Source organism: Roseovarius sp. JB2-10, assembly GCF_055693585.1.
In genome coordinates this window covers 2176774-2189407 of record NZ_CM146337.1, presented here as the reverse complement: position 1 = coordinate 2189407, position 12634 = coordinate 2176774, and the positions used below count along the sequence as shown (strand labels likewise).

Sequence of the window (12634 nt, the reverse complement as noted above, 5' to 3'; positions counted from 1 at the left end):
ATGAACATTCTGATCTTGGGCAGTGGCGGGCGCGAACATGGCCTGGCCTGGGCAGTGATGCAAAATCCGAAATGCGATAAACTGATCGTCGCACCCGGCAATGCTGGCATCGCGGACATTGCCGATTGCGCGGATCTGGACATCATGAACGGCGTAGCTGTTGTGGCGTTTGCCGAAGAGAACGCGATTGATTTTGTCATCGTGGGCCCCGAAGCGCCGCTTGCAGCCGGTGTTGCGGATGATCTGCGCGCGGCTGGTTTTCTGGTCTTTGGTCCCTCTGGTGCGGCGGCCCAACTGGAAGCCAGCAAAAGCTTTACCAAGGAAATCTGTGATGCCGCCAATGCGCCCACCGCGGCGTACGCGCGTTTCACCTCCGCCGCACCTGCGCGCGACTATGTCCGCAGCCAAGGTGCACCGATTGTGATCAAGGCCGATGGTCTGGCCGCGGGCAAGGGCGTGATTGTAGCAATGACCGACGACGAGGCATTGGCCGCAATTGACGACATGTTTGACGGGGCCTTCGGCGGGGCCGGGGCTGAGGTCGTGGTCGAAGAATTTCTGGAGGGCGAAGAGGCATCCTTCTTTGTGCTTTGCGACGGCACAACCGCTCTCTCCATTGGCACGGCACAGGACCACAAGCGCGTCGGCGAAGGCGACACCGGGCCCAATACCGGCGGTATGGGCGCCTACAGCCCGGCGCCCGTGATGACAGACGCCGTCACGCAAAAAGCGCTGGACGAGATTATCACACCGTCGCTGGAAGAAATGGCGTCGCGCGGGACGCCATTTCAGGGCGTGCTTTTTGCCGGGTTGATGATCAAAGAGGGCCAGCCAAAATTGATCGAATACAACGTGCGTTTCGGCGACCCGGAATGCCAGGTGCTGATGATGCGTTTGGGTGCTCAAGTGCTGGATTTGCTGCAAGCTGCCGCCGAAGGGCGACTAAGCGAGGCGCGTGTGAATTGGGCAGAGGATCATGCATTGACGGTTGTCATGGCCGCCACAGGCTATCCGGGCAGCTACGAAAAAGGCTCTGTGATCAACGGGTTGGACGGCGGCATCGAGGACAGTTCCAACATGATTTTCCATGCCGGTACATCGCGCAAAGACGGGAAGCTTGTGGCCACAGGCGGGCGGGTCTTAAACGTCACCGCACGCGGCGATAATTTGGCGGAGGCGGCAGAGCGCGCTTATGCAATGATCGACCAGATCGACTGGCCGGAAGGGTTCTGTCGTCGCGACATTGGCTGGCGGGCGCTGTGACCGATCGGCGCCGTCACTGACAGTTTAAAGCGGCATTCAAGCCATCAGGGTTCACATATCTGCCAATATCGCGCGTTTGGATGGAGCCGTTTTTCACCATTGATGCGATGATGCGCGTCCACTGGCCATTTGCGGTGATCAGTTCCAGCGTCCCGTTGCAGAACCGCACGCCACCTGGGATAAAATCCCATCCGATCCGGTGATTGGTCAGTCCTGCGTGTTCCGCGACCTGCTGCAGGTTTCCGCTCTTATACCGCCATATGCGCAGCGTTTTGGCCAAATGAGGCCGATCGATATAGGCCAGTTCGACATGTCCGTCCCCGTCCAGATCGCCCGCTCCTATCGGCGCAAGCCACCGATGTGCCCGCCCGATATACGGTGTGGTTGCCAGAAGGCGCAGGGTGCGTTTGCCCGGTACGTCACGCCATATCGCCAATTGCGCGCCTTTTTGGAAATGGCTTCTGACAGTAATGATTTCGACCCTGCCGTCGCCATCCACGTCAACAAGCCGGGGCGCGATATCTTCAAAGACATGCCGCTTGTCCAGGGTTGCACGCTTGGCGCCGCAGCTGTCGCGCGCAGAACTGTTGGTGTAGACGCTTAATGTCGACGCCTCAATTGCATCGCCCAAAACGCCATGTTGGTAGACATCTGTCGGGCCCGCGTACCAGGCGGCAGAAACACCTTTGGCCCGGCAAGGCTGGCTCGACTGCGGATCGCACTGGGGCAGTGCGACGAAACTCTCCAAACGAAATTCAGTCGCCGAATGCGGCGGCGTGCGACACGCGAAAACTGCCGTGGGTATGGCAAGTACAAGGACGGCGATTAACGCCGCCCGCATCAGATTTGCTTTTCGGGCATCTGTACGATCAGGCCGTCCAACGCATCGGTGACCTTCAATTGGCAGGTCAGGCGCGACCGGGTCGGATTTGGCTCATAGGCGAAGTCCAACATGTCTTCTTCCATGTCTTCTTTGACAGGCAGTTTCTCAACCCATTCGTCAACAACGTAGACGTGGCATGTTGAACATGCACAGGCCCCGCCACAATCGGCCTCGATACCCGGGATATTATTGTCGCGTGCGCCTTCCATCACGGTCAGGCCATTGGCGACCTCAACGACATGCTCCGTGCCGTTATGCTCGATATACGTGATTTTCGCCATGCGATCGCACTCCTCTTGCCACGTGTTGCACTGCGGTTCCTAGCCAAGCGATGTAGGTCTTGCCAGCCCCATTTGCGACCCGGATAGAAAAGAGTTGCGACAAAATACATATGTTCTATTTTTGTTCTTATGAAAATTGTCGCACCGCCCCAAAATACGCCGTCACCCCGCTGGCATGGCCCATCGGTTCGCGTTGCCTCAGCGCTGGACCATGTGGAGGCAGGCGCGCGGATTGCCGTGGCCGGACTGGTGATCCTGCGGCAGCGTCCTGGCACAGCAAAGGGCGTTATTTTCCTGACGCTTGAGGATGAGACCGGCGTGGTCAATGTCGTGGTCTGGCGGGCGCTTTATGAGAAATATCGCCGAGCCGTGATCTCCGGGCGCTTGTTGCGTGTTGTTGGCCGGCTACAACGCGAGGCTGGCGTTGTGCATATCATCGCCGAGGAAATCGAAGATATCTCATTTATGCTGGATCGTTTGCTCGAGACAGACACCACGCTTTCCCCGGCAGGTGAAACCCGCTAAGGTGCCAATAAAACAAGGCTTTGAGGCCCGAGCGATGATGCGATCCCTGCCCTATCTGCTGATAGCAGGCTACCTGTTGGCTGCCTGCGATGCGTCGTCACCGGTTGCCGAGCCTGAACTGGTTCAAACCCTGGCCACGGCGCCACCCGGCGCGGCGCCGGGCAGCTGTTGGGGCAAGGACGCCACACCCGCCGTTGTCGAAACCGTCACCGAACAAATCCTCGTACAACCGGCACAAGTTCTGGCGGACGGGACCGTCTATCAACCCGCCATCTACCGGACCGAAACCCGGCAGGCGATTGTCAAAGAGCGAAAGGAAACCTGGTTTGAAACCCCGTGCGCCGCTGTTCTGACCCCAGAATTCATCGCCTCGGTACAGCGTGCACTAAAGGCCCGGCAATTCTACCGCGGCGCCATCACGGGTCAGATGGATACGCGCACCCGCGCCGCAATCCGCCGTTATCAGGCACCCCAGGGCCTCAACAGCAGTATCCTGTCGCTGGCCGCCGCCAGACGGCTTGGGCTCGTGGCCGTGAAAAGGGAAGAATGAGCAAAAGGTTACGCGCCTTACCTGATCGTTTACGCAAACATCAGGCGGCCTTTCTTGTGGGCTCTACTGTTCCCGACCCCAATTGAAAAAGGCCAGACGCGCTGTCCGGCCTTTTGTCATTCCGCTTGCCGATCAGCTCAGCCGTCGATGCGGATCACTTCGTTCTTCGGGTCATATGGGCTGTCGCAGGTCACCACAGCATCCCAAAGCTTGTCCTGCATTTTCACCTGAAGTTTTGTGCCTTCTATCGCCAGGTCCGGTGACACATATCCCATGCCGATGGACTTGCCGAAAGCAACGGAATACCCGCCCGACGTCAGACGCCCCACGCGGGTCCCGTCCATCGTGTAAAGCACCTCACGCCCCCAAGGGTCCGCATCATCGGGCCCGTCAATCAGGAACGTGCAGCATTTGGCCCGGATGCCTGTTTCCACCAGCTTGTCCTTGCCATGGAAATCTTTGTCGAGATCGACGAACCGGGGCAGATCAGCTTCCAGAGGGGTCGCATCACGGCCCAGTTCGGTACCAAACGCACGGTAGGATTTTTCCTGACGCAGCCAGTTTTGCGCCCGAGCGCCTACCAGCTTCATGCCATGCTTTTCACCTGCCTTTTCAAGCAGATCAAAGAGGTAGTTTTGCATTTCCATCGGGTGGTGCAGCTCGTAACCCAGCTCGCCCGTATAGGCCACGCGGATCGCATTCACCGGGCACATGCCCAGTTCGATCTTGCGCGCGCTGAGCCACGGGAACCGCTTGTTCGACAGCGCCGTCGTCGGATCAGCATCATTGATCACCTCGCGCAGAACATCGCGCGATTTAGGGCCTGCGATGGCAAAGACACCCCATTGCGTGGTCACATCATGCACCCCAACCCAATCATTGGAACTGCCGGTGCTCCAGTCTTCAATCGCCTTGAGCAAATAGTCCTGATCGTATTCCGTCCAGGCGCCTGCGGACACAAGGTAGAACTCGTTTTCGGCTTCGCGCACGATGGTATATTCGGTCCGGGTGGTGCCAAAGCTGGTCAATGCATAAGTCAGGTTGATACGCCCGACCTTCGGGAGCTTGTTGCAGGTAAACCAATCCAGAAATGCCGCGGCACCTGCCCCAAAAACACGGTGCTTGGTAAAGGCGGTTGCATCGATCAGGCCAACGCCTTCACGGATCGCCTTGGCCTCATCCACCGCATGTTTCCACCACGCGCCACGGCGGAAGCTACGGCTGTCATGGTCGAAATTGTCCGGCGCATCCAATGGGCCGAAATAGTTCGGACGCTCCCAGCCATTCACAAACCCGAACTGCGCGCCACGTGCCTTTTGCCGGTCATAGGCCGGGGCGGTCCGCAACGGGCGGCAGGCCGGGCGCTCTTCATCCGGGTGGTGCAGGATATAGACGTGGTCGTAGCATTCTTCGTTCTTGCGCGCCGCGAACTCGGTGGTCATCCAGTTTTGCGAATAACGCTTCGGGTCGAGCGAGGCCATGTCGATCTCGGCCTCGCCATCGACCATCATCTGCGCCAGGTAATACCCGGTACCACCCGCCGCGGTGATGCCAAAACTGAACCCTTCCGCCAGCCACATGTTGCGCAGGCCCGGTGCGGGACCCACCAGCGGATTGCCATCTGGCGTGTAGCAGATGGGGCCGTTGAAATCGTCTTTCAGACCGGATTCCTCGCAGGACGGGACGCGGTGGATCATCGCCATGTATTGCTCTTCGATCCGCTCCAGATCGAGCGGGAAAAGATCAGCACGGAAACTGTCAGGCACACCGTGTTCAAAAACCGCAGGCGCGTTTTTCTCGTAAACGCCCAGGATCCAGCCGCCACGTTCTTCGCGTACATAGGATTGCGCGTCCGCATCGCGCACAACCGGATGCTCCTGCCCGCCTGCTTCGCGGTATTTGACCAGCTCTGGGTCCGTATCCATGACGATGAATTGGTGCTCAACCGGGATCGCGGGCATTTTGATGCCCAGCATCTTGGCGGTGCGTTGTGCGTGGTTGCCCGAGGCGGTCACAACATGCTCGGCGGTGATGGTGATCTGCTCGTCGGAGGGCACAAGATTGCCGCCCTTTTCGACCATTTTGGAACAAGTCACTTCCCAAGCCTCACCATTCCAATGGAACGCATCCGCCTGCCATTTACGTTCGATCATGACGCCACGCTGACGGGCGCCCTTTGCCATCGCCTGGGTGACATCCGCCGGGTTAATGTAGCCATCCGTATGGTGGTAAATCGCCCCTTCCAGGTCGTCTGTTTTAATCAGCGGCCACCGTTCTTTGATTTGATCCGGGGTCAGCCATTCATAGGGCACATCACAGGTTTCGGCCGTCGACGCATAAAGCATGTATTCGTCCATGCGTTCCTTGGTCTGTGCCATCCGCAAATTGCCTACCACGGCAAAACCCGCGTTGAGGCCCGTTTCCTCCTCAAGCGTTTTGTAGAAATCGACCGAATATTTGTGAATGTGTGTGGTGGCATAGGACATGTTGAAGAGCGGCAGGAGGCCCGCCGCATGCCAGGTGGAGCCCGAGGTCAGCTCGTCCCGTTCCAGAAGCATCACATCGTCCCAGCCTGCCTTGGCCAGATGATATGCAATCGAGGTCCCGACGGCACCGCCGCCGACGACAAGAGCTTTGACAGTGGTTTTCATGTGATGCGACTCCGTGACATGACTTCACAGAGTTTTATCAATCCTGTCGAAATGCGCACAGCCCAGCCGACGCTCGAATGTGCAAAACCGACGCGCGTGCGCCGGTCTGGCCAAATTACCGGTTCAGTTTTTGCAAAAACCGCCTACGGCATTTTTCAGACACGACTTACCGCCCGAAAGCTGCAAGCGCTTGGGTTTGGCGGCCGGACTGGGTTCTTTGGCATCACTCCCGGCCGAAAACTTGTTCAAAATGCTTCCAAGAACGCTTTCTTTTTCTGTTGGTTGAACAGATGCTTGCGTCTCGCCACACTCGACCCGGTAGTTTTCCATCGAAAAGCTGCATGAGCCTTCGGCAAGGCCGTTTTTCTCTTCGAATTTCCGCACCGATACGTTCAGGCCCATCATTGCGATTGACCGCTCCGACGCGCTCATCGCTTGCAACTTACTTATTTTTTCTGCGCTCAATGGCTTAGAGAACAATTCCTTCTTTGCGCGCTGTGCGACATCCTCGTCTTTTGGCTCGGCAATCTCAGCCGGCGCAACGCTTGCTTTTTTCACGGGTTGTTCAACGGGTTCCAGCGTGGGTGGTTCATCCAACTTCGCCTCAATCTCCACGGCAACCGCGCTTTCAAGCGCGAGCGCTTTTTGAGTTTCTTCAAGGGCTGCGTCTTCCTCCGCCATGGACCCTTTTATGCCAAACCCAGCCTGACGCAGGGCGAGCGTCATTGCATCCTCGGGCGAGGACGCAGACATCAACCAGTTCTCAGCGGCCTGAGTACGTTTCGAAATAAGGTCATCCCGAATGTCGATCATTTTCTTGGCCAGATCGGCCTGAAGTTCCGCAGGTACTTCCGGTGCGTCTGCACCCACATGGTCCAACGGGCGCGGTAAAAGCCCGTTCAGGCCATCATAGTCAATCAGGCTGAGGATTTCGCGGGTGACTTCATCATCCGCCGTTGTGCGCACATTGATCTTCACCTCGTCGCCGAAACCGACAACGGCGCTAAATACGCGGTAGGTCTTTTGGATATCTGGCTCCCAACCGGGGTAGAAGCCATACGCCACCCCCTGAATAACGCTCCACCCTTCGATCAAATTCAGCGCGCTCATATTGCCGATGACCATGGTCATGGCATTGTCTGAGATTGTATTGCCCTTGGGCAGCTCTGTATAAAACGCCCGGATCGAAATAATTTCGTCACCGCGCTCATAAACCCACGTTTGTGAGTTACGTGTTTCCAGCGCCTGTTTCTCAGACTTTTTGGCCATATTTCTCAACAGTGTGCTGCTCTGAAGCAGCTCTTGTTCGGTTTCGGACACTTCGCGGGCGGGCGGGGAAATCAGACTGTTGTCGCCTGCCACCAGTTCACGGCGGGTCCATCCTTCCGGGGCTTCGGGCAGATACATCCGCGCCCCGCCCCGCACGCGGGATTTGCGTTCTTTTTCAGCAACTTTAGCTTCCTTGGCGTCTTGCACATCAGCAAATCGACCGGTGATCGTGCCAACATAGGCACCCGCGGTCAATTCGCCCAATTCGAGGCCGGATTTCTGCGATTGCTGTTGATAATCAACACCCAATCCGACCAGCGCCAGAATGAAACCAAAGCCGACAACCTGAAAGTTAAGCATGAAACCCCTCGCGAATATGCGTTTTTTTCGAGGGTAAACTTCGCCACCAAATCGGGCGGAACTGTGGTGGTGTTTCGATTATTTTGCGTGAGCGCCGTCGTTTCCGCAGGTCAGTCCGACAATCCGGGCTCGTCCAGAAGGTGCCGGCCTTTGCTGTCTTCCACTTCGATGACCCACAAATCGGGATCAAAACCGCGCTGTTTGGTGATTGCCGCATCCACGTCAGTCTCAGGCCCTTTTGACAGCTCAACCCACTGGCGCGCGCCGCTCATCAAATCAAAACTGCGCTGAAATGCCGTGGCTTGGCCATCAAGCGTGTTGAGTTTGACCAAAACCGCGCCAGCCGTGTCATCGCCATGGGCAACAACAAAGGCGGGGATATCCTGCAGGCGCAAACGGGTCAGGTAGGCTTGCACCCAAAATTCGGCCGTCAGGCGCGTCACGCGTTACCATCCTTGAAATCAAGGCCCATTTCCGAATACCGCTCCGCCTCCTCCAACCAATTGGGTCGGACTTTAACCTGCAAAAACAGATGCACGCGGCGGCCCAGAAACTCTTCCAGTTCTTCGCGGGACGCCTTCGAGACCGCCTTGACCGTTTCGCCCTTTTTGCCCAGTACAATACCCTTGTGACCGTCGCGCATGACATAGATCACCTGATCAATCTTGGCGGATCCGTCCTTGCGTTCTTCCCAGTTTTCCGTCTCGACCGTCAACTGATAGGGCAATTCCTGATGGAGCCGCAAAGTCAGTTTTTCGCGCGTCATTTCCGCAGCAATCATGCGCAGCGGCAGATCAGCAATCTGGTCCTCCGGATAGAGCCACGGCCCCTGGGGCATCTCACCGGCCAGCCAGGTGCGCAGCGCGTCCACACCATGCCCCTTTTCTGCAGAAATCATAAAGGTTTCAGTGAATTCAAACCGATTGTTCAAGTCTTGCGTCAGCGACAAAAGTGCTTCGGATTTCACCCGGTCGATCTTGTTGATGGCCAGCGCCACCTTGCGACCTTCCGTGACCTCACCCAACCCGTCGAGAATACGCTCGACCCCTTCCGTGACACCGCGGTGGGCTTCAACCAGCAACACGACCACATCCGCGTCCGACGCACCACCCCAAGCGGCTGCGACCATCGCACGGTCCAACCGGCGGCGCGGTTTGAAAAGGCCGGGCGTGTCGACAAACACCAGCTGGCTCTCGGCTTCAATGGCGACGCCCCGGATGCGCGCACGCGTGGTTTGGACCTTGTGGGTCACAATGCTGACTTTCGCGCCAACCATACGGTTGAGCAACGTGGACTTGCCCGCATTGGGCTCTCCGATCAGGGCAACAAAGCCGGCGCGGGTTGGCATATGACATTCCTGTTGTGGTACCGGCGGCGGTGTAGCCCATATCCGCACGTCCTACCAGTTTAAACCGAAGGTCCAAATCGTGGACAAAGTAAGCTTTCGCTGCGCGTGGGGCCAACGCCCGGTAGTACAAGTTCCTGGAACCGTATGTTTGGGTCAAAACGTGATTTAAGCGCGTAGGCCACGGACCGGATCATTCCTTCGTCCGATTTCTACTGGGGTCTAATTTCCCTGAATTCCATCGGATCAGCATGCGCAGGAACATAGACTTGTTGGAAAAACAGCGGCCGATCTGATGACGCAAAACCAAGAATATCACAGATGATCCCGCGTGCTGCAGACGGAAGGTCAAGTCGCAGACTAACAGGGTCCGGAAAAGCAGAGCAGACGACCCGATTGTTAGTGCGTACCGTGCCAATACCGAATTCTTGCCGGATAACCGCATGCAGATGCACACCCTCAAAGGCGGTCGCATCAAGATCGAGAACAGATCCAAACTGTTTGTCAGACAGGTAAAAGAAGTTGAGCAGTTTGTACCGATGATCGACGTCGATTTCGCGGGTGATCCTGACGTAGGTGTCTTCGTTACCCAGGAAATCGCTCCAAGGGCCTTTTGCATGAATTTTCTCCAGGGCGGTGACCCTGCTGTAGACTGGCAACAGCGCGTTGGTTGCATTGTTTACAAAACGAAATTGCCAGAGATCAAAAATCTCTTCTGTCTTCTCAGCAATGACCGTGCCGATCCCTGTCTTACGATTGACGACGCCTAACTCAGACAAGTTGCGCAGTGCCTTTTGAATTGTGCCTAAGCTGAAGGGCAGTTCTTCGGCCAAGATTGCCTCTGTTGGCAAATGGTCGCCAGTTCGAAGGGTGCCGTCATGTACCAGTTCCAATATGGCTTCGGCCAAAAGCCGATGCTTGATGCGTGTCTTGGATGCCTTGGACACACGCGCCAGTCGGGCTTTGATTATGTCGGGCGTTGTGGGCATGATCGGGGTTTCCAGACTTTGGCGGAGGCAATTACTACATAGTAATGAGTTTATTTCTGTGATTACTATATATCAACTGCGCGATTCCGCACCTGAAATTCGGTACTGCTTTGTAGGGGTATGATTCATGGACAAACGAAACCTGTTTATCGACGGCGAATGGTGCGAAGGCAGCGGTGCGCAGACGATCGAGGTCGAAAACCCGGCGACGGGTGAAGTCGCTGCACTGGTGTGTTGCGCCGAAACGTCTGATTTGGACCGCGCGCTTGAGGCGGCGGATCGTGGATTTAGAGTTTGGTCTAAAACCTCCCCTTGGGAGCGTTCCAAGATTCTCAACCGCTGTGCTTCACTGATCGAAGAACGCATGGAAGATCTGGCTGTTTTGATGACGCTGGAGCAAGGCAAACCTCTCGCGGAATCGCGCGGCGAACTGGACCGCACTGTCGATGTTTTCCAGTGGTGTGCGGGTGAAGCGATTAGAACCTATGGCCGTTTGTTGCCACAGCGGCAGCCAGGGTATCGCCAAACAACAATCAAAGAACCGATTGGCCCCGTCGCTGCGTTTGCCCCTTGGAACTTTCCGGGCGTGATGTTTGGCCGCAAGATTGCAGCGGCTTTGGGCGCGGGCTGTTCAATGATCATCAAACCATCCGAGGAATCGCCAGGCGTCTCATCAGGGATTGTAAAAGCGTGCCAGGATGCCGGCGTGCCGGACGGTGTTCTGAACATGGTGATGGGTGATCCGGCGATGATTTCGGACTATCTGATCCGTTCGCCCATCATTGCAAAAGTATCTCTGACCGGGTCCGTCGCTGTTGGGCGGCAGCTCAGCAAACTTGCGGGCGAGTTGCTGAAACCGGCCACGATGGAACTGGGTGGGCACGCGCCTGTTTTGGTCTTTGGCGACGCGGATGCAGAAAAGGCGGCGGATATGACTGCGGGGTTCAAATACCGCAACGCGGGCCAGGTCTGCTTGGGGGTCAGTCGCATCTATGTGCACGACTCCGTCTATCAGAAATTCCTGTCCCGTTTCACCGAGCGTGTGAATGCGCTGAATGTGGGTAATGGCATGAAGGACGGGGTAACCATGGGTCCATTGGCCAATGCGCGCGGCGTCCGGAACATGGAACAGATCATGTCGGATGTGCAAACGCGCGGCGGCAAAACTGTCACTGGCGGCAATCCCATTGGTGGTAAAGGTCACTTTTGGCAGCCGACAATCGTTACTGATCTGGAACATGACTCAACGCTGATGACGCAAGAACCCTTTGGTCCGATTGCACCGATTGTTCCGTTTTCCACATACGATGAAGCGATGAAGCTGGCCAATGGGCTGGATTACGGCCTTGCAGCTTATGCGTTCACCCGTTCGCTGGACATCGCGACCAATGTGGCAGACGACCTTGAAGCGGGCTGGATCGGTGTGAACAACTTCTCGCCTGCCTTGGCAGAAGCGCCCTTTGGGGGTGTCAAAGACAGTGGTTTCGGCAACGAAGGTGGCCCGGAAGGGTTCGATGCCTACTGCAAGACAAAATTCGTCAGCCAAGTGAACATGGACGGATAATGCAGCGCGTTGTGAAACAATGATCCTGAGAATGATTGGACTTTGAGATGACCAAAATCGGGTTTGTAGGGCTCGGAACAATGGGCCTCGCCATGGCGAAAAACTTGATAAAGGCCGGACACACGGTTGTTGGTTTCGATCTGGCTGACTCAGCGATGGACGCGCACGTGTCAAACGGCGGGCAAGCGGCGACATCTCCCGCCGATGCGGCAAATAGTGCTGACTTCGTAATCACAATGCTACCCAACGGCAAAATCGTACGGCATGCGATCTTTGATTTCGGCGGTGTTATCGAAGGCATTTCGGAGCGTGCAATCCTGATCGACATGTCAACGATCCACCCATCCGAGACCGACAGTATTCGCACAGACCTGGCGGCAAAAAACATCGCGATGGTCGATGCACCTGTTGGACGCACATCAGTTGAGGCTGCATTGGGCACGTCATTGTTTATGGTCGGTGCAGAAAAGGACGACCTTGAAACAGTGCGCCCAGTCCTTGAATGCATGGGTGACACGATCATTGATTGCGGTGGGCCAGGCACCGGGTCTCGCATGAAGATCGTCAACAACCTAATGACCACCAGCCTTAATGTCCTGACCGCTCAGGTCCTTACATTCTCGGATGCAACCGGCCTTGATCGCGATCTCGCCATCAGCGTGATGAATGGCACGGCTGCCGGTCGTGGGCATTTGAGCACGACCTATCCCGCTAAAGTCTTGAAGGGCGATTTGACCCCTGCCTTCATGATCAGCCTCGCGAAGAAGGATTTGGATATCGCATTGACGTTGTCCAAAGAGCTTGGCGTCTCCTTGTCGCTCCCGACACAGGCTGAAACAATTTACGCCGAGGCCCAAAATGCTGGGCGTGGCGGGCAGGATTGGACGGCGATCTACGATATGCTGCACAAAAATCACTTCCCAGCCGACGGAACCTGAATTTCGACAAGCCAAA

At 56.5% G+C, this 12634-nt stretch carries 12 protein-coding genes; 5 read left to right on the top strand and 7 right to left on the bottom strand.

Translation table 11 applies throughout. The features are described from left to right. Positions 1-1263: a phosphoribosylamine--glycine ligase gene (gene purD, locus ACZ1HJ_RS11025; protein WP_472718714.1), complete on the top strand. Its 1263-nt coding sequence runs from the start codon at positions 1-3 to the stop codon at positions 1261-1263. A 13-nt stretch (positions 1264-1276) separates the two neighbouring features. On the opposite strand, the gene ACZ1HJ_RS11020 is transcribed toward purD, so the two are convergent. Together ACZ1HJ_RS11020 and ACZ1HJ_RS11015 are read right to left on the bottom strand one after the other, a co-directional pair. After that, positions 1277-2104 carry an FG-GAP repeat domain-containing protein gene (locus tag ACZ1HJ_RS11020; RefSeq protein WP_472718713.1) on the bottom strand — a complete coding sequence of 276 codons (828 nt, stop codon included), beginning with the start codon at positions 2102-2104 and terminating at the stop codon, positions 1277-1279. Further along, on the bottom strand, positions 2104-2427 hold the full coding sequence (locus tag ACZ1HJ_RS11015) for a 2Fe-2S iron-sulfur cluster-binding protein (RefSeq protein ID WP_472718712.1): 324 nt from the start codon (positions 2425-2427) through the stop codon (positions 2104-2106). Before ACZ1HJ_RS11015 ends, ACZ1HJ_RS11020 begins: the two co-directional genes overlap by 1 nt. Before the next feature lie 129 nt (positions 2428-2556). Between ACZ1HJ_RS11015 and ACZ1HJ_RS11010 the strand changes: the two genes are divergently transcribed. After that, positions 2557-2952, top strand: a complete 396-nt coding sequence (locus ACZ1HJ_RS11010; RefSeq protein ID WP_472718711.1) for an OB-fold nucleic acid binding domain-containing protein — start codon at positions 2557-2559, stop codon at positions 2950-2952. 34 nt (positions 2953-2986) lie between these two features. Then, complete coding sequence (locus tag ACZ1HJ_RS11005; protein WP_472718710.1) at positions 2987-3502, top strand: peptidoglycan-binding domain-containing protein; 516 nt, start codon at positions 2987-2989, stop codon at positions 3500-3502. A gap of 137 nt (positions 3503-3639) precedes the next feature. Here the strand turns inward: ACZ1HJ_RS11005 and ACZ1HJ_RS11000 are convergent, their stop codons facing one another. The 5 genes from ACZ1HJ_RS11000 to ACZ1HJ_RS10980 all read right to left on the bottom strand — a co-directional run bounded on the left by ACZ1HJ_RS11000 (position 3640) and on the right by ACZ1HJ_RS10980 (position 10116). Next, the gene (locus ACZ1HJ_RS11000; RefSeq protein ID WP_472718709.1) at positions 3640-6153 is read right to left on the bottom strand and encodes a GcvT family protein; all 2514 of its coding nucleotides are present in this window, start codon (positions 6151-6153) and stop codon (positions 3640-3642) included. Between the two features lie 123 nt (positions 6154-6276). Then, the gene (locus ACZ1HJ_RS10995) at positions 6277-7782 is read right to left on the bottom strand and encodes a hypothetical protein (RefSeq protein WP_472718708.1); all 1506 of its coding nucleotides are present in this window, start codon (positions 7780-7782) and stop codon (positions 6277-6279) included. 110 nt (positions 7783-7892) lie between these two features. After that, positions 7893-8225, bottom strand: a complete 333-nt coding sequence (locus ACZ1HJ_RS10990) for a DUF1491 family protein (RefSeq protein ID WP_472718707.1) — start codon at positions 8223-8225, stop codon at positions 7893-7895. Then, positions 8222-9130: a GTPase Era gene (era, locus tag ACZ1HJ_RS10985; protein WP_472718706.1), complete on the bottom strand. Its 909-nt coding sequence runs from the start codon at positions 9128-9130 to the stop codon at positions 8222-8224. The genes ACZ1HJ_RS10990 and era overlap by 4 nt, the downstream gene beginning before the upstream one ends. 209 nt (positions 9131-9339) lie before the next feature. Next, positions 9340-10116 (bottom strand): GntR family transcriptional regulator, encoded by a 777-nt coding sequence (locus ACZ1HJ_RS10980; RefSeq protein WP_472718705.1) that lies wholly within the window; start codon positions 10114-10116, stop codon positions 9340-9342. Positions 10117-10243: 127 nt separating this feature from the next. On the opposite strand from ACZ1HJ_RS10980, the gene ACZ1HJ_RS10975 reads away from it, so the two are divergent. Then, on the top strand, positions 10244-11680 hold the full coding sequence (locus ACZ1HJ_RS10975; protein WP_472718704.1) for an NAD-dependent succinate-semialdehyde dehydrogenase: 1437 nt from the start codon (positions 10244-10246) through the stop codon (positions 11678-11680). A 47-nt stretch (positions 11681-11727) separates the two neighbouring features. Continuing rightward, a complete protein-coding gene (yihU, locus tag ACZ1HJ_RS10970) occupies positions 11728-12618 on the top strand; it encodes a sulfolactaldehyde 3-reductase (protein WP_472718703.1) in 891 nt (296 codons plus the stop codon). Positions 12619-12634: the final 16 nt, after the last annotated feature.

Coding starts and splice junctions, on each gene's coding strand:
- purD (WP_472718714.1), top strand. CDS start 1: ATGAACATTCTGATCTTGGGCAGTGGCGGGCGCGAACATGGCCTGGCC.
- ACZ1HJ_RS11020 (WP_472718713.1), bottom strand. CDS start 2,104: ATGCGGGCGGCGTTAATCGCCGTCCTTGTACTTGCCATACCCACGGCA.
- ACZ1HJ_RS11015 (WP_472718712.1), bottom strand. CDS start 2,427: ATGGCGAAAATCACGTATATCGAGCATAACGGCACGGAGCATGTCGTT.
- ACZ1HJ_RS11010 (WP_472718711.1), top strand. CDS start 2,557: ATGAAAATTGTCGCACCGCCCCAAAATACGCCGTCACCCCGCTGGCAT.
- ACZ1HJ_RS11005 (WP_472718710.1), top strand. CDS start 2,987: ATGATGCGATCCCTGCCCTATCTGCTGATAGCAGGCTACCTGTTGGCT.
- ACZ1HJ_RS11000 (WP_472718709.1), bottom strand. CDS start 6,153: ATGAAAACCACTGTCAAAGCTCTTGTCGTCGGCGGCGGTGCCGTCGGG.
- ACZ1HJ_RS10995 (WP_472718708.1), bottom strand. CDS start 7,782: ATGCTTAACTTTCAGGTTGTCGGCTTTGGTTTCATTCTGGCGCTGGTC.
- era (WP_472718706.1), bottom strand. CDS start 9,130: ATGCCAACCCGCGCCGGCTTTGTTGCCCTGATCGGAGAGCCCAATGCG.
- ACZ1HJ_RS10980 (WP_472718705.1), bottom strand. CDS start 10,116: ATGCCCACAACGCCCGACATAATCAAAGCCCGACTGGCGCGTGTGTCC.
- ACZ1HJ_RS10975 (WP_472718704.1), top strand. CDS start 10,244: ATGGACAAACGAAACCTGTTTATCGACGGCGAATGGTGCGAAGGCAGC.
- yihU (WP_472718703.1), top strand. CDS start 11,728: ATGACCAAAATCGGGTTTGTAGGGCTCGGAACAATGGGCCTCGCCATG.